15 protein-coding genes and 1 pseudogene are annotated in these 21,469 nt (G+C 45.1%); 6 read left to right on the top strand and 10 right to left on the bottom strand.

The window, feature by feature from the left end:
* Positions 1 to 119: 119 nt before the first annotated feature.
* The gene (locus tag VNE01S_RS09630; RefSeq protein ID WP_053395014.1) at positions 120 to 3,299 is read right to left on the bottom strand and encodes a chitinase C-terminal domain-containing protein; all 3,180 of its coding nucleotides are present in this window, start codon (positions 3,297 to 3,299) and stop codon (positions 120 to 122) included.
* Between the two features lie 367 nt (positions 3,300 to 3,666).
* Between VNE01S_RS09630 and VNE01S_RS09625 the strand changes: the two genes are divergently transcribed.
* The gene (locus tag VNE01S_RS09625) at positions 3,667 to 4,287 is read left to right on the top strand and encodes an esterase/lipase family protein (protein WP_053395015.1); all 621 of its coding nucleotides are present in this window, start codon (positions 3,667 to 3,669) and stop codon (positions 4,285 to 4,287) included.
* 46 nt (positions 4,288 to 4,333) lie between these two features.
* On the opposite strand, the gene VNE01S_RS09620 is transcribed toward VNE01S_RS09625, so the two are convergent.
* The 4 genes from VNE01S_RS09620 to VNE01S_RS09610 all read right to left on the bottom strand — a co-directional run bounded on the left by VNE01S_RS09620 (position 4,334) and on the right by VNE01S_RS09610 (position 9,669).
* Positions 4,334 to 7,084: a M16 family metallopeptidase gene (locus tag VNE01S_RS09620; RefSeq protein WP_053395016.1), complete on the bottom strand. Its 2,751-nt coding sequence runs from the start codon at positions 7,082 to 7,084 to the stop codon at positions 4,334 to 4,336.
* Positions 7,085 to 7,356: 272 nt separating this feature from the next.
* A complete protein-coding gene (locus VNE01S_RS09615; RefSeq protein ID WP_053395017.1) occupies positions 7,357 to 8,208 on the bottom strand; it encodes a mechanosensitive ion channel family protein in 852 nt (283 codons plus the stop codon).
* 18 nt (positions 8,209 to 8,226) lie between these two features.
* The gene (locus VNE01S_RS19285) at positions 8,227 to 8,385 is read right to left on the bottom strand and encodes a hypothetical protein (protein WP_156309811.1); all 159 of its coding nucleotides are present in this window, start codon (positions 8,383 to 8,385) and stop codon (positions 8,227 to 8,229) included.
* A 75-nt stretch (positions 8,386 to 8,460) separates the two neighbouring features.
* Positions 8,461 to 9,669, bottom strand: a complete 1,209-nt coding sequence (locus tag VNE01S_RS09610; RefSeq protein WP_053395018.1) for a NupC/NupG family nucleoside CNT transporter — start codon at positions 9,667 to 9,669, stop codon at positions 8,461 to 8,463.
* Positions 9,670 to 10,184: 515 nt separating this feature from the next.
* On the opposite strand from VNE01S_RS09610, the gene VNE01S_RS09605 reads away from it, so the two are divergent.
* The gene (locus VNE01S_RS09605; protein ID WP_053395019.1) at positions 10,185 to 10,631 is read left to right on the top strand and encodes a hypothetical protein; all 447 of its coding nucleotides are present in this window, start codon (positions 10,185 to 10,187) and stop codon (positions 10,629 to 10,631) included.
* A gap of 103 nt (positions 10,632 to 10,734) precedes the next feature.
* Here the strand turns inward: VNE01S_RS09605 and tdh are convergent, their stop codons facing one another.
* Positions 10,735 to 11,766, bottom strand: coding sequence for an L-threonine 3-dehydrogenase (gene tdh / locus VNE01S_RS09600; protein WP_053395020.1), 1,032 nt, complete (start codon positions 11,764 to 11,766; stop codon positions 10,735 to 10,737).
* Positions 11,766 to 12,962, bottom strand: coding sequence for a glycine C-acetyltransferase (locus VNE01S_RS09595; RefSeq protein ID WP_053395021.1), 1,197 nt, complete (start codon positions 12,960 to 12,962; stop codon positions 11,766 to 11,768). Before VNE01S_RS09595 ends, tdh begins: the two co-directional genes overlap by 1 nt.
* Before the next feature lie 198 nt (positions 12,963 to 13,160).
* On the opposite strand from VNE01S_RS09595, the pseudogene VNE01S_RS09590 reads away from it, so the two are divergent.
* Positions 13,161 to 14,082: pseudogene (locus VNE01S_RS09590) on the top strand (LysR family transcriptional regulator).
* Here the strand turns inward: VNE01S_RS09590 and VNE01S_RS09585 are convergent.
* The 3 genes from VNE01S_RS09585 to VNE01S_RS09575 form a co-directional block, all read right to left on the bottom strand.
* Positions 14,062 to 14,466, bottom strand: a complete 405-nt coding sequence (locus VNE01S_RS09585; protein ID WP_053395023.1) for a hypothetical protein — start codon at positions 14,464 to 14,466, stop codon at positions 14,062 to 14,064. The pseudogene VNE01S_RS09590 and the gene VNE01S_RS09585 overlap by 21 nt on opposite strands.
* 141 nt (positions 14,467 to 14,607) lie before the next feature.
* Positions 14,608 to 14,991, bottom strand: coding sequence for a cytochrome b562 (locus tag VNE01S_RS09580; protein WP_053395024.1), 384 nt, complete (start codon positions 14,989 to 14,991; stop codon positions 14,608 to 14,610).
* An 84-nt stretch (positions 14,992 to 15,075) separates the two neighbouring features.
* Positions 15,076 to 15,819: a phosphatase gene (locus VNE01S_RS09575; protein WP_053395025.1), complete on the bottom strand. Its 744-nt coding sequence runs from the start codon at positions 15,817 to 15,819 to the stop codon at positions 15,076 to 15,078.
* Between the two features lie 187 nt (positions 15,820 to 16,006).
* On the opposite strand from VNE01S_RS09575, the gene VNE01S_RS09570 reads away from it, so the two are divergent.
* From VNE01S_RS09570 to pgl, 3 genes are all read left to right on the top strand, one after another.
* Positions 16,007 to 18,883 (top strand): HD domain-containing phosphohydrolase, encoded by a 2,877-nt coding sequence (locus tag VNE01S_RS09570; protein WP_053395026.1) that lies wholly within the window; start codon positions 16,007 to 16,009, stop codon positions 18,881 to 18,883.
* Between the two features lie 363 nt (positions 18,884 to 19,246).
* Complete coding sequence (gene zwf / locus VNE01S_RS09565) at positions 19,247 to 20,749, top strand: glucose-6-phosphate dehydrogenase (RefSeq protein ID WP_053395027.1); 1,503 nt, start codon at positions 19,247 to 19,249, stop codon at positions 20,747 to 20,749.
* Positions 20,746 to 21,462: a 6-phosphogluconolactonase gene (gene pgl, locus VNE01S_RS09560; protein WP_053395028.1), complete on the top strand. Its 717-nt coding sequence runs from the start codon at positions 20,746 to 20,748 to the stop codon at positions 21,460 to 21,462. The genes zwf and pgl overlap by 4 nt, the downstream gene beginning before the upstream one ends.
* Positions 21,463 to 21,469 lie beyond the last annotated feature (7 nt).

Here is a 21,469-nt window from a genome sequence, read left to right as displayed (position 1 = left end):
GAAACCATCTAAAATAAGCAACTTGGTTAGCTGGAAATAAAAGAGCCCTACTCTGGTGAGTAGGGCTCTTTGTTATGCTGAGTTACCTAAAAAGCTAGCCGCTTAGCAGGTGCCACTCATTATGGACATGTTACTTCTTCCCAGAACCAATTGGTTTGAGTTGGAGACTCCCATACTCCTGGGTTGTTCTTAGCCAAGAAGCATTTACCATTGTATGAAACCGTCGTTCCGTTGCTCACTTGCGTGCTACCAGGAACCCAAGTAACGACTTTACCTGGATCTGTCGTACCACCGCCTGTATCGCCACCACCGGTATCACCACCGCCAGTGTCGCCACCCGTCGAGCCTGAAAGATCAGCGACTGGTAAGTCTGGTTGCTCTGACTTAAACGCGTAATCCACACCATTGATGTTGACGCTGTAGTTTGCCGGGCCAGAGATTGGTAGGTAGTACACCATATCCAACTCATACGTACCGCCTGCTGGAAGATCTTTCCATGATGGTAGTGAGAACGCCACGCGGTGCATTGGGCCGTCAAGACCGCCAACGTTGTTCGCGCGAGTATGACCAGAAGCAATCACTTTCAAGCCGCCACCTGATTGATCTTTCGCGTTATCTGGTGCTGATACCGGAATATCAAATTGGAACTCAGTTCCACCAGGGATAGCTTGACCTGTATTGTTCGTGAAAGTGATCTTAGGGTTGATCGGGTAGTTTTGATCGCCCACTTTAAAGCCACCAACGCTCACCGTAATATCAACCGCTTCAGTCGGGATCGCACCTGTCGCTACCTTATTGCCGTATGGCGTAGCAGATTTAAACTTGTCGTAAATTGCCTTAGTCATGGTGTTACCCATGTGGTACTCACCGCTTCCAGCTGCACAAGCTTGCTCTGTGGTATCAATTCCTGTGCGGTTGCCGTTAGCATCCAGTACGTAACAGTTATAGTCACCCGCAAGTTCCCAGAACATGATACCGCCGATTTCTTTGTCGATAACGTAATCAGCTTTCACGTTGATCGATTCTTTATCTTCCGTTGATAGGAATACGCTCTTCTCAGCGTTCCACAACCACGGAGCAACAGCGACTGAGTCGTAGTGACGTGTATACGTACCTGTTAGCTTGTCTGAAGGATCAGTTGTTGGGTTTAGACCATATGCTTCAGCATAAGAACCCCAGATGCCTTTTTCTAGGTTCTTCGCGTGCCACATTGGGTTCGAACCTGCGCCCATTTCCTTGCCTTGTGGGTCAAGGTCGTGCCACATGTTGTCGATACCAATTGCGCCGTTACCACAGTTGTTCTTCTCACCTTCACCTGTACCTGGTTGACACTCTGCTTGGTTAGGAAGTGCTGCGCGGCCCCAAAGACCGTTTTCACCGCCAGTGACACCTTGCCAACCACGAGTATAGTAAGGTACACCAATGTTAATTCGGCCTGCAGGCATAGAACCACGGAAGTAGTGGTAAGCCCAGTCAGTGTTTAGGTAACCGATGCCGCCGTATGCAGCAGTACCGTATACGTTCCACTGTGCTAGCTCAGAGTCTTTACCTGTATCGTACAGTGCCGCGTTGTGACCAACGTGGTCGTTCCAAGCACCGTGCAAGTCGTAAGACATGATGTTTACGTAGTCTAGGTACTTAGTTACGTCGAATGTTTCCATACCACGTAGTAGGTAACCTGAAGATGGTGACGCGATGGTCAGCATGTAGTGAGTGCCGTCTTGTGCAGAAGCTGCATCCAACTTCTCACGTAGCACTTTCATTAGCTCTTGGTAAGATGCCCATAGGTACTTACGACGTGGCTCCATGAACTCTTTATCGTATGGGTTACCCGCACCAGCCATTGAAGTTGGGTATTCGTAGTCGATGTCTACACCGTCAAACTGGTACTTACGGATAAATTCGACTGCAGACGTCGCGAATTTCTCGATACCAGCGTGGTTAATAGAACCATCTGCGTTGGTTGTCATGGTGTAGAAACCACCGTCTGCAATACGGTCACCGTTCGCACCGAAGTGACCACCCGTTTCTGCCCAACCACCGATAGAGATCAGGGTCTTAACGTCATGCTTCTTCTTGTAAGTAGCAAGTGCACCTAAGTGACCTTTAAAGCCTAAAGTTGGGTCGACTTCTACACCAGCCCACTCTTTACCTGTTGCAGGGTTATTTGGATCGTTTACGTCACCAACATTCACTTTACCGTCAGAGCCGATGCTCACGAAGGCGTAATTGATGTGAGTAAGCTGTTCCCAAGGAATGTCTTTCACTAGGTAAGCGGTTTGATCGTCATCACCTGAGCGCCAGCTTGTAAAGTAGCCGATAACACGGCGTGGGTGATCCGCACCCATCTTCTCACGGCCTTCTTCGTCATAAATCGAACAGTAAGGTACGTTGACACCTTCTGTTTGATACAGGCCATCAGGGCGACAGTTACTAGCGGTAGCTGCGCCAATAACTTTTAGCGTACTTAACGCAGAATCTGTGGTTGCACCCAGATTATCCGTTACTCGCGCATAGACAGCCAAAGAGCCGGCTTTAGTCGCGGTGTAGTCTAGTGTGTAAGGCGCGGTTGCCGCTGTCCCTACTAAAGCACCAGCCACATAGAAATCCACTTTATCAACACTACCGTCAGCATCCGCTGCATCGGCAGTAAAGGTAACTACACCACCGACATCCACACTATTGGCCGAAAGTGCGATAGACACGGTTGGTGCTTCATTCCCTGGTACTGTACTGTCTGAAACAGTGACAGACGCTAAGCTGACATCGCTTGCCAATCCTTTATCATCGTAAGCAATGGCACTGATTTGATGGTTACCAGAAACAGCTGTCCAAGCCACGCTGTAAGGTGCATTTGTCGCCTCGCCAACTACTACGCCATCAACAAGGAACTCAACTTTCGCCACTGTACCATCACTGTCTGATGCATTAGCCGCAAGAGCAATAACATCACCAGTCACAAGAGAGTCTGAAGCAGAAGGAGAAGTTAACGTTACTGACGGAGCTGTATTGGTTGGCGTCCCAGTATCTCCACCAGTAGAACAGTTATCCAGCAATTTCCACTCTGCGTAGTTTCCAGAGAACTGTTCTGGATTGTTATTACGTGTCCAGTAGTTAGCTTGATAAGCCGACCCATTGTGTTGAACCTTATCACCACCAGTATAAACGGCACTTGCCTGCCATTCATCCAATGAGGAACAGTCAACCGCTGCATAGCTGTTAAATGCCATTAGGCACGACGCCGTCAAAGTGCTCAGAGTAAAAATACTCTTAGACACTTTTGCTCGATGTAAGCGCATTTGTCATTTCCTTAAGTTGTTGTTTAACAGGAATTAAACTTCCAGTCCTTACTCTGAAAGCTTTATTCTTCTCATAAAACAACTTGCGGGAATATGCCGTGTTTGACACCTATTAAAGTGAGAAACTTCAAATTAACTCGCAAACAGATTACAGATTTACGCAAAAGCCACAGAGTTATTTTGCATCAACAACTAATTATTCGAATTTTATTGCGGAGTAAAACATTTGATTTTCAAGAAAAAATACCGAATGGAGTATCTAAATTGATTCAGTTGTGTGACAATTTTCATAAACAATACACTTTTGCCCTAGATCAAAACTAGATAAAAAGCGTATCTTATTGCTATTAGTGCCTAGGAGCGTTGTATGAAAATCATCATATTACATGGGCTGTACATGCACGGCATGGTGATGCAGCCGCTAAGCCAAAAGCTAAAAAATCTCGGATACGAAACTCAGGTTATCACCTATAACAGCGTAGCGATTAACCCCCACCGCCTTTTTAGCTCGATTGATCACGCATTAAGCGATCATGGGCGTAACATACTGGTCGGCCATAGTTTAGGTGGGTTAATCATCAAGCAGTATTTAGACTCAAGGAAACATTCTGAAGAGTGTATTTCACACGTGGTTACGCTGGGATCACCGATGAGGGGGGCATCCATTGTCACGAGAATTCAAGATCTAGGTATGGGGACTATTCTCGGCAACTCACCTCACTTTGGGCTGCAAGAGCATAGTAGCCGCTGGAATTACCCACAAAAACTTGGCAGTATTGCAGGCACTGTTCCTATCGGTGCGCGAGCGCTCTTTTTAATGGATAAACGCAAACCATCGGACGGCACAGTTACGGTAGAAGAAACCACGATTGAAGGTATGACCGACCATATTTCTACTCCTAGCAGCCATACCAGTCTCATTTATAGCTCATTCGTGCCTAAACAAATCGATCACTTTATTCATCACGATACTTTCCTTCACGATTAAAAACGGCCGCCTAATTAGTTAGGCGGCCGTTAAACATATTTATTGTTTATTTTTCTGGCGTTAAGCTGTATTTACTTATCATTGTCGACGAACCAAATGATTCCTCTATTCTTTGGTTTAAGTCGTCTACGGTGATAGATTCGACCGTTTTTTGCACATCTTTTAAAGCACCTACACCGTATCCATGCGCGAGATAGCGGGCATAAAACCACGCTCTTTCGGCTGCATCGTCTTTAAGATATTGCAAAGAAACCGCGACTTGCTTAGCAGCAGTATCAAACTCTTTTTGGCTGACGCCTTCCTTCATTTCCTCAATCGCAACACCAATCGCTTGCTGTATCTTAGCCAAGTCTTGTGGGGCTACTTGGGCTTCTATAAACCAATCTGTACTTGGTTCTTGGTCCTGCCTCACACTGTAAGCATCGGGCGCGTAATCTAAGCTCAGTTCTTCACGTACATATTCGTTCAAACGCTTAAACAGCAACTTTTGCAACATGTCATCCATGAACACTGTTTTCACTGACGTGTCTGAAACGTTGGGATTCGTGATTCGAACCAAGTACAAACTGCTCTTCTCATCATAGATCGGCAGTTCTATCTCAGATTCAGGCGCCGGATTGTAAGCCACTTGGAAGTTTGGTTTTTCAGTACGTTCAAGTGGCATAGAAGCAATATACTGACGCAACAATGAAGTCATATCATTTGGCTGAAGATCACCAATAATCAATAATTTGTTACCCCGATTTTTACCGAACAGATCCTGATGAACCTGACGAATTTTCTCCTCAGTCACCGATGTGTAATCTGGAGCTGAAAGAAAATAGTGGCGGCTGTGGGGTAAGTAACTATTTTTGTTAATCGCTCGCTGCCACTGACCAATTGGTGTGGCGACATAGCGTTCTAGATCTTGATACGTTTTACGCTGGGTTTTCTGTATCTGCCTTTGATCAACATTAATATTGGTTGCAATGTTATAAAGCACTTTAAACGCATCCGCTAAGTTATCTCGCTTAGCGCCAAGGTCAATGCCATGATGAGTAAAATTAATAAACGGAAAAACGTGAATGTTGTTACGTTTTAAGTACGCATCAAAGTCCGGACCTTTAAACCCACCGATACCACTGCTGATCACAACAGGAATTGCAAACTCTTGAGCGGCGAATAGCTCTGGAGGTAATGCAGCTCTACCTCCCTGACTGACATAAATAACGTTGACGTGCTCTTCGGCTTTTTTGTCTTGTTCAAGCCAAACTTCTACACCATTAGAAAGCTCCCAGATATGGAAGCCCTGTCCATTCTTATACTGTTTAATGATTTGACCAGGCTGAGGCGGTTCAACAAGCTCTGCAATATCACTCGAAGCGTTTAGTGGCTTTTTACCCAGCTTGGCCAAGAGCGCCTTCACGTCATTAACATGCGCGCTCGAAACCGACTGAGTCGCTTTGTCATTCACGCCAACCAATACCACAAGATCATCGGATAAAAGAGTTTCTATCTTCTGATTGATTCGTTCGAGATTTACCTTGGACATAAACTCTCCAAGGCTTGCTTTATAATCTTGCTTTGACTGACTTACTCGCTCGGTAGATAAGTCCCAACTGCGATCCTCTGCAAGGCTGACCGCGTCTTTCTGAGCCCAGTGATAGTCTAAATCTTCAAGTTGCTGCTTATAATAAGTAATCGCTGACTCTAAATCTCTTTCTTGAACACCATAATCGCGTAGTGAAGATAATGTACCCAAGAATAGATTTTCAACGTTTTCACGATCCTTTTCTGTGAAAGAAACGGTATACACCGCCACCTGATTTTCGTTTATTGGTACTTGCCCTGCGAATAGGTTCTGTACTGAAAATGCAGAGTCATTAAACACAGAAGTTAGCCTCTGGTCGATAATACCGAGCGCAAGTTCATCAAACAGAGAATCAATTAGTTGTTCACGAGATTCCAGTTTTACTGGGTTGAGCGATGACATCAGGGTAAGCTTTGAAGATTCATACGCGTTTATCGTATCCACATAGTCTTTCAGTGCGAAATCAACTTTTTGGGGCGTTTTCTCTGGTGCCGTACTTGTCTTTTCCCAATCAGAGAACTGAGCTTGGATCAGTTTAAGCGCTTGGTTAACTTCCACGTCACCTGTAATGATCACTTCAGCATAGTGCGGCTGGTACCAGTACTCGTAAAACTCTCTTATGGATTTAGCAGTAGCACGGTTAACGGACTCAACATTTCCTACCGCGTCAGCGTGCTCTAAAGCCGTGCCTTCAATTAAGTGATCATAATATTTGTCGGCAAACCCTTTATTCTCTGGTCGGTTACGACGAATTTCACCTAAAATAACGCCTTTCTCTTTTTCAACTTCACTCGCTGAAATAGTCAGGCCATCAGCAATATCTCGCATCCACTTAAGGCCATTGTCCAGCTGCGCATCATTCGGCAAATCCAGCTTATACACGGTTTCGTAATAGCTGGTATAAGCATTGATATCTGCCCCAAAAGATAACCCGGACTCCTCGAACATTTTCACAACGTCGTTGGACGTAAAGTGCGTGCTGCCATTGAACGCCATATGCTCCAAGAAGTGGGCATAGCCTCTTTGTTGATCGGTTTCATTTATCGACCCCACATTCATGTACAGGCGCAGTGAAACTGGCTCCTTGTCATTTGGATAAATATGATAACTAACACCATTCTCCAATACACCGTACGTCCAATTCGGATCAGGTTGAATCGGTGTCGATGGGTTGAATTGTGAGCACCCAACAAGGAATAAAGATAAGATGAAAAATAGAATTCGCATAGCCACGCCATCTTGTTATGAAACCAAGCGCAAATATAACTTATATGTATGTGTATTGTTGAGAAAAGCGAACGATTACAAACATATATTTTCAAGTCTGCGGCAAAGTCGGCAAACGTAAGTAAATAAACATGAGGACTTAAAAAGTACATGTAAAGAACTTGCAAAATAACCACTAAAAGCCATTGGCGTTCTCAACATAATGTCATTTGAGAACAGCAATGGCTTAACGCTTTGCGGGTATTGCAAGTTAACGTGTATTGAATAAGGCGCTATTCTTTAGAGTTATCTTTAGGAAAGCGCTCTTCATACAGAGCCATAAAATCGGCACGAATGTCTTGCTCTAAATGCGTAGCTTTATCGGTTGGACAAAAAAGCATAAAGTGCACCACCTGCTCGCCCGTTGAGGCGCTAGTAATATGGATATGTGGCTCTGAGCTTGGTAGATCGACACCTGCATGCTTTTCTATCACCGTGTTGTAGCGCTTCGCAACTTCATGGAAATAATGAATGTGCCCGTCGATTTTTTCCATCATCGGCGTAACCAAAGGGTATAAGTTCACAAAATCAGGCACCACAATTGAGAAGTTATGAAAAACATAACGCTTCATGAAATTGAGGTTCTTTACCGGATAGGTAAAAAACATACTATTTGGGAGTGTTGCCGTCTTACCCGTGTAATTGTACTGCCCATGATAAAGATCGATTTCCTGGATCACGGTCGCCATCAGGTTGTGTTCTATCACCTCTCCGCATATTTTGCCGACTTCTATCCAGTCACCAACACGGAAAGAACGTGAACTAGCGCGTTGAATCGACCCCGTAAAGCAAAGAATGATTTCCTTGGATGCAACAACAATCGCAACCGCAATCGCCGTTACCGATAATGCAAACTCATTGATCTCTGACTTCCATAGAATGAAAAGTAGGATAACCAATAAGGCAAACGAGCCGTTTTTAGTCCGAGACATCCAATTGCGCTGCTCTTCCGATACAAAAGCGACATCACCTCGGATTTTAGACAAAATAAATCGGCGAAGAATGTAAACCAGCACGATGATCAGTGCCGTAAAAACCACTTTATGAGTCAGAAGAAAATCGATAACCGACAATACTTTCTCCACTCTATACTCCTACTTTTATTATGATTTTAGGGAACGCATTTCTGCAACTTGGTCCAAAATAATACTGAAACTTGCGTTATCGACATTCGCTAATTCCGCTTTAGCGCTAACTTCCCATAGATTAGCGAATTGATCCAGTTGATCAGATAAGCCGTGCAATGTGGTTCGATAATTCAACCTCGCTCATTGTAAAAGAAAGCCCGACTACCAAGGCAGCCGGGCTATACAATAATTGATGAGGTTCAAATTTAGTTACATCAGGATAAAGATACCTGCCAGACACGCACTCATTAAGTTAGCCAATGTGCCTGCAAGTACTGCTCTAATACCTAGATTTGCAACTTCTGAGCGACGCTCTGGAGCAATCACACCAATCGAGCCAAGCTGAATAGCAATCGAACCAATATTGGCAAAACCACACAATGCAAAAGTGATGATCACTTGGCTGTGCTCAGACAACATTGCTTTATTCTCGACGAAATCAATAAAGGCAACAAACTCGTTCATTACAATCTTTTGACCGATGTATGAACCTGCTGCTAGCACTTCGTGTGCTGGCACACCGATAACCCATGCTAAAGGAGAAAAGACATAACCAAATAGAGCTTGTAACGTCACACCCGTAAAGCCCACAACTTCACCGAGGCTTTCTAGGCCAGTGTTCACCATCGCGATAACACTTACGAAGGCAATCAACATAGTACCAACAGCAACAGCCACTTTCATGCCGTTCATTGCACCGCTTGCCAGAGCATCGATCACGTTGCTCTCTTGCGCTTTGTCCATCTCAATATCAGATTGGTCAATTGGCGTTTCGCGTTCAGGAACAATGATCTTTGCCATCATCAAGCTGCCTGGCGCCGCCATAAAACTTGCAGCGATTAGGTATTTAAGTTCCACACCTAAGCCAGCATAACCACCCAGTACACTACCCGCTACCGAAGCCATACCACCAGCCATTACAGCGAACAATTCAGAGCGAGTCATACGAGATAAGAACGGACGAACAAGAAGAGGAGATTCACCCTGAGAAAGGAAGATGTTACCAGTTGCAACGAGAGATTCAGCTTTACTAGTACCAAGGAATTTTTGAATACCACCACCGATAAACTCGATGACTTTTTGCATGATACCTAAGTAATAAAGGGCGGAGATGAGGGCACTGAAGAAAATGATGATAGGAAGAACGCGAACAGCAAAAATAAAACCAGTATTGGCTAAGTCTCCAAATAGGAAGCCGATACCTTCATCAGCAAAGCCCAATAGACTAGAAACACCACTACTTAAACTGGTTAGTGCTGCCTGCCCCCAAGGGAAATAAAGCACTAAAGCGGCGAAACCAACTTGAAGTAACAATGCACGCGACACTGTTTTCCAATTAATCGACTTGCGACTTTCTGATAGCAATACTGCACACCCTAGCAGTGCTGCGATACCGATTAAGCCAAATAAAACATTCATTGAAGATAACCTCTACAAGCATTGGATTGTTAGCTGGTCCGGTCCGTGGGGTCATTCACTTTTCCTTGTGACGGCTTGTATTGGTAGAGCGCTTGCTCTTAACCGGGCGGGAAGTATAACGAAGAAAAATAGATATTCATCACATATTTTTAAGCAAACGTTCAACTGTTTAATCAATAACCAGCTTACATTCGATTACTTTTACATAGTGATGTGCATCACACTTTATTGACATCAAATATGTAACTTGTCCCATTTATTGTGAATCAACTTCAAAACGATCAAACTAAAATCGTTCTCATTAACATAACTGTTTGGTGTATTGAAAATAGAGTTCTAGCCTTAATGGTGAGTGGCCTGACGTGCCCTCAACGACTTCCCCTAACAACGTCAGTTAGTTAAAGCAATTACAACTATAAGCCCCACTACCCCGTGGGGCCTTTTTATTTCTTGCTCGCACCTTTGCTATGAATGGGTTTACAATACGCAGCCATTTAAAAGTTCGAGAAACGACAATGCAACGCGACTATACTTACGCTTCTCTTTCACAAACCTCTCGCGAAGAGCTCGAGGAACTGAGCCTAAGAATGGTTCACAGACTGGTTCCTGAAGAGTCCATGACGGAACTGTTCACATTTGATCAAGAAGAAACAACGTCAGAAGACAAGCTTCAAGAAGCACAATTTGACGCCATGTTAAGAATGAACGCCATCGCGTTAAGTGAACTACCCGCCCTGTTTGAAGAGTCTGAGAACAAACAGCAGAATATTCAGCGTATGCAGCGCCTGTTACTTTGGCACTTCTATTCGGTATCGTTCCATCTTGAAAGAGCTATTCCATTAGAAACCCACTGTAATCACGTGGAAATCATCGTGAAACAGAGCCCTAAAAACGCACTGGAATGGGTGACTACCTTGACGGACTTGCTTAGACAATACTCACAGATCGCACAAAGCAATTAATCGATCCGAATTGAAAAGCCCGCCGAATTAGGCGGGCTTTGTATATAGCGTGACTAATGTGTCAGTATTTTACGCGCATTTGTTGGCTGAACAGGGAGATTGATTATTCCCAATCAAGGATAACTTTGCCTGAAGCGCCGCTGCGCATCACGTCGAAACCTTTCTGGAAATCATCAATCTTGTAGTGGTGAGTGATGATTGGTGTTAGGTCTAGGCCTGACTGAATCAATGAAGCCATCTTGTACCAGGTTTCGAACATTTCACGGCCATAGATACCTTTGATCACCAAGCCTTTGAAGATCACTTGGTTCCAATCAATACCCATGTCTGATGGTGGAATACCCAGTAGCGCGATACGTCCACCGTGGTTCATCGTCGTCAGCATTGAGTTAAACGCTGATGGGTTGCCTGACATTTCAAGGCCTACGTCGAAGCCTTCAGTCATGCCAAGTTCAGCCATAACGTCTTCAAGCTTTTGCTCAGCAACGTTCACTGCGCGAGTCACACCCATTTTGCGTGCTAGCTCTAGGCGGTATTCGTTTACATCAGTAATCACCACGTGACGCGCACCAACATGTTTCGCAACCGCTGCCGCCATGATGCCGATCGGGCCAGCGCCAGTGATCAGCACGTCTTCACCGACGAGGTCGAATGACAGCGCAGTGTGTACCGCGTTACCGAACGGGTCGAAGATAGACGCTAGGTCGTCAGAGATCTCGTCAGGGATCTTAAATGCATTGAATGCTGGAATCACAAGGTATTCTGCGAATGCACCTTCACGGTTTACACCCACACCCACAGTGTTACGACATAGGTGTGTACGGCCGCCACGACAGTTACGGCAGTGACCACAAGTGATGTGACCTTCGCCAGAAACGCGGTCACCAATTTCAAAACCGCGAACTTCCTGGCCGATACCAACCACTTCACCTACGTATTCATGGCCGACAACCATAGGTACTGGAATCGTCTTTTGTGACCATTCATCCCAGTTGTAGATATGAACGTCGGTACCACAGATCGCGGTTTTCTTAATTTTGATCAGAATATCGTTGTGGCCAAGCTCAGGCTTGTCCACTTCAGTCATCCAAATGCCTTCTTCAGGCTTTAGTTTCGAAAGTGCTTTGATTTTCATTACTTGATGATCTCCATGTCACGACCAACTTCAATGAACGCGTCGATTGCGCGGTCTAGTTGCTCACGGGAGTGCGCCGCTGACATCTGTGTACGAATACGAGCCTGACCTTTTGGTACTACTGGGAAAGAGAAACCGACAACGTAGATGCCCTTTTCTAGTGCGCGCTCAGCAAATTCTGCCGCTACTTTCGCATCGCCCAACATAATTGGGATGATCGCGTGGTCTGCACCTGCAAGCGTAAAGCCAGCTTCTGTCATACGAGCGCGGAAGTGTGTTGCGTTCTCCCATAAACGGTCACGCAGGTCGCCGCTTTCTTCAAGCAGATCTAGTACACGGATAGATGCGTTAACGATCGCAGGAGCCACAGAGTTAGAGAATAGGTAAGGACGAGAGCGCTGACGCAACCAGTCAATCACTTCAGCTTTACCAGACGTGTAACCACCTGACGCGCCACCCATAGCTTTACCCAGCGTACCAGTGATGATGTCAATGCGATCCACAACGTTGTGGAACTCATGCGTACCTGCACCGGTTTTACCCATAAAGCCGACTGCGTGAGAATCATCAACCATCGTTAATGCACCGTACTTCTCTGCCAGATCACAAATAGCAGGTAGATTCGCTACCACACCATCCATAGAGAATACGCCATCAGTGACGATTAGAATGTGGCGAGCACCCGCCTCTTTCGCAGCGATAAGTTGCTGCTCTAGCTCTTCCATGTTGTTGTTTGAGTAACGGAAACGCATCGCTTTACATAGGCGAACACCGTCGATGATAGACGCGTGGTTCAGAGCATCTGAAATGATTGCATCTTCTTTGCCTAGAATGGTTTCAAACAGACCTGCGTTTGCATCAAAACAAGAGGTGTAAAGAATCGTGTCTTCTTTGCCTAGGAATTTAGAAAGCTTTTGTTCAAGTTCTTTGTGGATGTCTTGAGTACCACAGATAAAGCGAACAGACGCCATACCAAAACCGTGCTCATCCATGCCTGCTTTGCCTGCTTCGATTAATGCAGGATGGTTAGCAAGGCCAAGGTAGTTGTTCGCACAGAAGTTAAGAACTTCTTCACCGGTTGAGATTTTAACAGCCGCTTGCTGCTGAGATGTGATGATGCGCTCTGATTTGTATAGGCCTTCAGCCTTTACTTCTTCGATCTGATTTTGAATCTGTTCGTAGAATGCAGAAGTCATTTCAAATTCCTTCCTAGTTATAATTATTAAGCTCAATGCTTGCGTTAATGCTGCGGCTTCGTGCCTACAGTGAATTAACTTAAGTGTAAACGAAGCGTCGTGAATCCATTATCCCACTGGGTGGAAAAACATTATTGAATCTGAGGCACAAATAAGCTCTACTAGACACAATTAATGGCGTAGTTAACAGCAAATATTATGAACAACATGAAGCTGATTGCCCTTCTCCCTGATTTGGCAAGTTTTATTCTGATCGTGGAAGAAGGCAGCTTTACCGCAGCGGCGAAAAAACTCGAAGTCACCCCTTCCGCATTGAGTAAGATGGTGACGCGTTTGGAGGCATCCTTGTCGGTGAAGCTGTTTGAGCGCACCACTCGCACCTTAATTATCACTCGAGCTGGGCAACAGGTTTATGATCAGGCGGTGATTATGGTCAATGCGGCGAAACAAGCGGTGGAACTCTCCGTTTCTGACCACACCGAAATAAGCGGCGCGTTAACTGTGGCGGCGCCAGAAGCATTTTTAAACTCAGTGTTGCAACCTTTTGTGGTTCCCTTTCTTAAGCAATATCCAGATATCCAACTCAAGTTGCGTGTCGCAGACGGCGAAATCGACCTGATCCGCGACAACATAGATATTGCGTTTAAGCTGACTGACAAACCCGACGAGAATTTGGTGCTCAAAGAGATCGGCAGCACCAACTTGGTTCTGTGTGCTAGCCCAGACTATATTCAGCAACGTGGCATGCCGTCTCATCCAAATCAACTTGTCGAGCACGACTGCCTTTATTTGGCGGAAAATGACCGCGACCATATCTGGGATTTCTTCAAAGACGATGAGTTTCACTCGGTTTCCGTCTCTGGCCGATACGCGGTTAACCACTCACAAATGCGTCTAACAGGGGTTAAGAACGCGTTGGGAATTGGCATCTTCCACGATTTCGTGATTGCAGATGCGATAAAAAAGTGGCGAAGTGGTGCCCGTGTTAGCCAACTGGACCATTAAAAGTAACTACCACGGCGGAGTGGCGATGCAATACGCGCAAACTAAGTATATGCCTGCACGATTAAGAGCGTTTATTGATTATGTGAGTGATGCGTTAGCGGAGAAACTGGAATAACAAAGGGAGGTGGGTGTAAAACATAGATGGTAATGAGAATGCCATAGGAGGCGCACGCGGGACAGCAATCTGGTAGCGCACGCTTAGAGCCAAAAAAGCGTACGACTCGACTACGGTCAGTGTGTGTCGTGCAGTGTAGAGAGGTGTTGGAAGTGAATCTTGGTGAAAACTCGAGAAATGACTGAATGGACAAGGTTTGCTGTGCTGGGTTTCAACGTTACCCTCTTCAACCTGTACCAACTCAAAACCGTTGATGGTACACAGTGTCGCCCAGACACCCGCACTGGCGCCATGAGCGTTGATCACAGGCATCAACGTAACAAGCACCCAACTTAGGGCGCTTGCTGATAACATGGCTGAGTTAAAGCGGGGGTTACGTGTCATCGTCACTCTCTCATTACGAAACTCAAATATATAACGAGTAAGTAACAATTTCCGTAATTAATTCTCTAAAACTCAACCACGGTCATGACTTTGTGGTAAAGCTCAGTTTTTAAGCACTACCAGAGCCATAGACATTCAAGATTAACCAAACAACTTGCTCCAGATGCTTGGGTTTTTCTTGTCGTGGTACTCTTCACGCAGTGAGTCAACTTGCTTAAGTTCTGCTTTAGCTGCATCAATATCACCCGCTTCAAGTTTTGATTCAACAGAATCTAACGCAACGGACAGCTTGTTGAAGCCTTCTAAATAAATGTCGAATTTTTCTGGCGCGTACTCACCACGTTTAGACTCTTCAACCAGGTTAGACAGGTTCTCAATCGCCGTTTTCATCGTTGTGATTTCTGTAGCTTCAGCAGCGTGTTTAAACTCCACTTTCATCTGCTTCATATTTGCTTTCAGGTCAACATCTGCCGCAAATGTATGAGCAGAAACAAAAATAGCCAGAGCTGGGATTAACTTTCTCATTGTAATATTCTTCTTTGTTGGGCTGTAAAAAACGTCATTTTACTGAATTTCGTACTTAAAGTTGAGCAACATTTTTGTTTCAAACTATAAACTTTGATATTCAGGTATCGTTGCCCTGCCACGAAGCTCCAAAAACTCTAAAAATTGACGGCAGCTGTGAGTAATCACTTTCTGCTTATCTACGCCCACTTTCTCAAACAACTCAGCCACAAGACTTAGGTTGCCCACATCGTGGCAAAAGTGTGCATCGCTACCTGTGGTAAAGTAAACGCCGATATCTTTACCAATCTGCGCAATGTCGTAACACCTTTCTACGCTGCCAACTCGGCTGTTGCCCTTAAGCGTCGTGTTATTGATTTCGATGGCTACGTTATGGTCTTTGGCACACTGCAAAACTCGCTCAAAATCAAAGTCAAAGTTTGGATTCCCTAAATGTCCTAGTGCATCAATACGACCACCCTTAATCACATTCAGCAATGCTTGTGTGTGGGTTTCTTTATTTGCGGGTCGAAACACAGGTTCATGAAAACTGGCGATCGCCCAATCTAGGTTACGATCGGTTGAGGGATGAATATCAACCTCACCTTCGGTGTTCAGAATATTCGATTCTACACCTCGAATGACGGCAACGCCTTCAAGAAAACGGGGCAGCACTCGCTGGTTAGAGAAGAACCAATAATGAGGTGCACCAGGCATAGACTCTGCGTGATCGGTGGTACAAAACATCTCTAAGCCATTTTGTTTCGCCAATCTCGCATTTTCAATCAATGTGCTGTAGGCATGACCACTGGCATAAGTGTGAGTGTGGGTATCAATGACTAATTTCATATCTCGCGACTAACCAATTCCATTCTCTGCAATGCCTTTAGCCTATCCCCGTTGGTGCCTTCAAAGCAAATTAAACATCCGTGAAAAAGCCACGGACCCAACACTCATAGTTTATTTTCTGACTATAACTTTTGCATGATCGACATATTGAATAATACTTAATAGGTCATTGATAAATGGATTAGATATGAAAATACGTCGCTATTCTCTCAGCATCCACATCACGAGTTTATTCTTGATTCTGACGACGATCGTCGGCTCGGTGCTGATTGCGATAAGTTACCGCCATGCCCAAGAGCTACTCGCAAGCAGTGCTCAGGAAGTCGGTAAAGAGAATAGCTTCAAACTGGAGTCAACCTTTCAGCAAAAAGTTGGCCCTATTTTGACTGCCTTGGATTTCTTAGCGATGAGCCAAGTGGTCGAGCAACACCCCTCCCCAGTCGAGGAACGACGTTTTCTGCAGTATGTAAACCTAATTTTTGAACGTAACCCTGAATTAGCGGCTCTTTACTACGCTAATGAGCACGGCGATCTCACCTTACTGCGATCGCTCAGAAGCAATCAAGACAGGAAAAGATTCAACGCACCAGAAAAAGCAAATCTGATGGTGCATACAACGTCGGTTAATGGCCTCGACCGCTATTATTTTATGGATGGTAGCTACCAGCAGGTTGCGGCTAGGGAGTCAATGGACAACAAGTTTGACCCTAGACTCAGGCCTTGGTTTGTTAACGCAAGTATTGACGGAAAAATAAGGCTAACGGAACCCTATTTCTTTTACTTTTTGGAAACCAGTGGAGTCACGCTCTCTAGGCGCTCTCACAATGGAAGATTAGTAGTAGGAGCCGACTTTACTCTTGACGCTCTTTCCCAACAAATCAGCAAACTCGGAAACTCTACCAACAGTAAGCTCATTCTGTTTGATAACCAGTTCACCGTTCTGGCTCATCACCAAGTCGATGTCAGCTTGGGAGCCAATGTACCACAAGTCCGTCAGGAACTCAGTAATAGCTTGTTTTCCTCTATTTTCGAGCGCGTTTCTGCTGGCCCCTTCTACAAAAAAGTCACTGGTGAGATGAACACTTGGTCACTGACCATGACACCTGTAAACTTAAATGAGCACACGCGCCTGCTTCTTGCCGAAGTAACGCCACAAGAAGATCTATTGGCTAATTTATTTTCGATGCGTGACAGACAAGTAAAGGTGGCGCTGGCGCTGCTAGCGGTCAGTATCATTGTGGTTTGGTTTGTGGCCCAAAGGCTATCTAGACCATTGAAAAAACTCGTCTTACAGACAGACAGCATTGCACGGTTTGATTTTAAGAAAACCCGTTACCCCAAAAGCGTCATAAAAGAAGTCGCGGATCTCACCCAATCGATTGAATTAATGGAACACACACTGCATGACTTATTAGGTCTGTTACGAGAAACCGCCAGCAATCAAGACTTCTCTGTTTTGGCCAAAACGATTACCCATCAAAGCTATCTGGTGACGAAGGCTGAAACGATCGTCCTCTATACCAAAAACGCCAAAACGTCGGAATTCGATGTTGCGGCTAACCACGCCATCATTCCTTTTAAAATCGATTTGAATGAGTTCCTTGGCTCAACGGCTTGGATACAGAAAGACCTATCAAAAGGGGAGATGATCCACATCAGACGCAACGATAACTGCGTAGCCAGTTACCGAGAGACGCTCTACAACACCGACATTTTTATGTTCCCACTGATCAATAGGAATCAGCAGTTAGTTGGAGTTCTTTTATTAGGATATGAGAGAGCCATTACCGCCTCACAAAGTGATAAACATGCTTTCTTAAAAGAACTTTTAAGCTTCGCTGAACTGGCCAAAGAAAACATCGATAAGATTCGCGAACAAAAAGAAATGCTTAATGCCTTTGTCGAACTTATTGCCTCCGCCATAGACACAAAATCTCCGTACACTGGTAGCCATTGCCAACGCGTTCCTAAGCTAAGTGAAATGCTAACAAAAGCGGCAGATGAAGATAACAAGCATTTCCCTACCTTTACGATGAGCAAAAACGATTGGGAAGCGTTGTACCTTGCGTCTTGGATGCACGATTGTGGCAAAGTCACCACACCAGAGTACGTGATTGATAAAGCAACCAAGCTTGAGACTATCTACGACCGAATTCATGAGATACGCATGCGTTTTGAACTGTTGAAAGCCCAGGCAGAAATCGATTATTGGAAAGGAGTTTCTGAAGGGAGAGAAAAGACAGAGCTACAACAGACACTGAACAAAAAACACCAACAATTTGATGAAGACTTTGCGTTCGTAGCCCAGTGCAATATAGGCCGTGAGTCAATGGATCCCCACGACATTGACAGGCTTTATTCAATCAGCCAATACCAATGGAAACGCACACTTGACGATCAGCTTGGTGTTTCTTGGCTTGAAAAGGAGCGAGCAAGCAAACCTGTTCCGTTACCTGTCATGGAGCCACTGTTAAGTGATAAACCTATCCATCAAATCGCTTGGCCAGAAGGTGCTAGCCCGAAAGATATGTGGTCTGAACCCTTTGTGCTTGAGCCCGGAGAGCTAAAGTACAACCGCGGCGAGCTTTACAATCTATCTATCAGGCACGGTACACTGACAGACGAAGAAAGGTTTATTATTAATGACCACATTATACAGACCATGATGATGTTACAGCGGCTCCCCTATCCTGAGCATCTCAAAAATGTACCCGAAATTGCCTGTGGGCATCATGAGCGCATGGATGGCCAGGGCTATCCGAAAGGGCTTTCAGAACAGCACCTTTCCTTACCAGCAAGAGTAATGGCGATCGCCGATGTCTTTGAGGCGCTGACATCAAGTGATAGACCATACAAAAAGGCCAAGACCCTTACTGAATCGATCAGTATCATGACTAAGATGGCGACCTCAGGTCACATTGATCCTAAGTTGTACTTGTTGTTCCTAGAAAAAGAGCTGGATCAAAAATATGCAGAGCTGTTCTTAAGTACTGAACAAAAAACGATGTTTGATAGGCAAGCACATATAGATAAAGTTAAGCAATATCTTAAATCTTTATTCTAGATGCTGACGGCGCCACCAAATTAGAATTTTAACTCTAATTTTCAACATCTTAACAACATCAACCAACCCTTTATCTATCAGTGAGTTACTGAAAAACAAGTCATTATTTAATCGATTGCGTCACAAAAGGTTGATGTATATCAAAGACTCATGGACAATACGCTGCCGAATTGACAATAGTCTCTATATTTCTGCATCCACAATTGCACAGATATTACTTTTGCCTAAGCATTTTTTTAGTTTTACCTATCAAAGCAATAGGTAAGACCAGTTTTGAATATTTCAGTGCCGCTGATAGGTTGGCAGCACTTTAGAGCCTGACACAGGCGCAGAATAACTACCTCGTTTTTAAAGGGAAAGATGATGGTAATACCAGAAAATAGCAGCATCGTGATTTTTGGTGCTTCGGGTGACTTAACATATCGTAAGTTGATCCCAGCTTTGTACCACCTCTACGCGAGTAAGCAGCTCCCAGAAAATTTTGCCATTCTGGGTGTAAGCCGTACTGAATACAGTGATGAGTCTTACCGCGAAAAACTGAAGAAGTCACTTCAGGAGATGGAAAAAACTGAGCCTGAAATACTCGACGCTTTCATTAATCATCTGCATTACCAAGCCATCAACACCTCTGATACCGCAGACTACAGCAAGCTAAGCACTCGTCTCGATCAACTCTCTGATCAATACCAGTTCGAGCAACGCAATACGCTATTCTATCTAGCGACGCCTCCAAGCCTTTACAGCGTTATTCCCGCTAGCCTTGCAGCACACGGCTTGAACAGCGAAGAAGACGGCTGGAAACGACTAATCATTGAAAAACCGTTTGGTTACGATCTTGAGTCAGCACGTATTTTAGATAAAGAAATCCACGAGCACTTCCAAGAACATCAGATTTATCGTATCGACCACTACTTGGGTAAAGAAACGGTACAAAACCTGCTTGTGTTCCGCTTCTCAAACGCGATGTTTGAGCCACTGTGGAACCGCAACTTTATTGATTACGTAGAGATCACTGGCGCGGAATTTTTAGGTGTAGAAGAGCGCGGCGGCTACTACGATAATTCTGGTGCTGTGCGCGATATGTTCCAAAACCACCTGCTTCAAGTATTGGCAATGGTTGGTATGGAACCACCAGCGCAAATCAATGCGGACTCTATGCGTGATGAAGTGGTAAAAGTGCTTCAATGCCTTAAACCGCTTGAAGAAGACGATCTGCGTAAGGACCTTGTGCTTGGTCAGTACACGGCATCCGATGTTCGTGGGCAGCACCTATTAGGCTACCGCGAAGAAAATGGTGTAGCAGATGATTCACGTACCGAAACTTACATCGGTTTGAAAGCGCACATCAACAACTGGCGTTGGAATGGTGTACCATTCTACGTGCGTACGGGTAAACGTCTGCCGACTCGCGTCACTGAAGTGGTTATCCATTTTAAAGCTACACCGCATCCGGTGTTTGGTCAGAACGCACCGGAGAACAAGCTGATTATCCGCATCCAGCCTGATGAGGGTATTCAGATGAGCTTTGGCTTGAAAGAGCCAGGGGCTGGCTTTAATGCCAAAGAAGTGAAAATGAACTTCCACTACACTTCTCTTGAAGAGACGCAAATGCTAACCGCGTACGAGCGCCTTCTACTTGACGCATTAAATGGCGATGCTACCTTGTTTGCGCGTAGCGATGCGGTTGAAGCCTGCTGGAAATACGTTCAACCAATTCTAGACTTCAAACAAGATCCACAAGCACTGTTTGGCTATGCATGTGGTACATGGGGACCAAAAGAAGCAGACGATTTACTGCAACGCGACAACCGCGCTTGGCGCTTCCCTTGTAAAAACCTAACTGACACGGACTACTGCGAATTATGATCAATCACAAGATCTTTAATACAGCGGAACAAGTTGTAGAAAGCTTAGCGAACGATATGAAAGCGTTCAGCGAGCTAGGCCGACCTGTTCACATCTCTCTTTCTGGCGGCAGCACGCCTAAGATGCTGTTTAAGCTTCTGGCCTCTGCGCCTTACGCAGAGTCTATCCAATGGCAAAACCTTCACTTCTGGTGGGGTGATGAGCGTTGCGTGGCACCGGATGATGCAGAAAGTAACTACGGTGAAGCAAACACGCTGCTATTTAGCAAAGTAAACCTACCAGCTGAGAACATTCACCGTATCCTTGGTGAAAATGATCCACAGGGCGAAGCTGAGCGCTTTGCAAAAGAGATGGCTGACGTCATTCCTTGTGAAAATGGCACACCAGTATTTGACTGGATCCTATTGGGCGTTGGTGCTGACGGTCATACTGCTTCTCTATTCCCAGGTCAGACTGACTACGCAGACGAGAACTTGTCTCTTGTTGCGTCTCATCCAGAGTCTGGCCAACTTCGTGTGTCTAAGACCGCGAAAGTGTTAGAAGCAGCAAAACGAATCAGCTACCTAGTACTAGGTGCAGGTAAAGTTGAGATCGTCCACGAGATTCATACCACTCCAGCAAGCGAGTTGCCTTACCCAGCGGCGAAAGTTCAGTCTAAAGCTGGCGAAACAGAGTGGTACCTAGATTCAGATGCAGCAGCAAAAATCGTTTAGTACGGTT

Source organism: Vibrio nereis NBRC 15637, assembly GCF_001591105.1.
GTDB lineage: Bacteria > Pseudomonadota > Gammaproteobacteria > Enterobacterales > Vibrionaceae > Vibrio > Vibrio nereis.
Note: the sequence above shows the minus strand (reverse complement) of the source record. Positions and strands in the feature narration are given on the sequence as shown.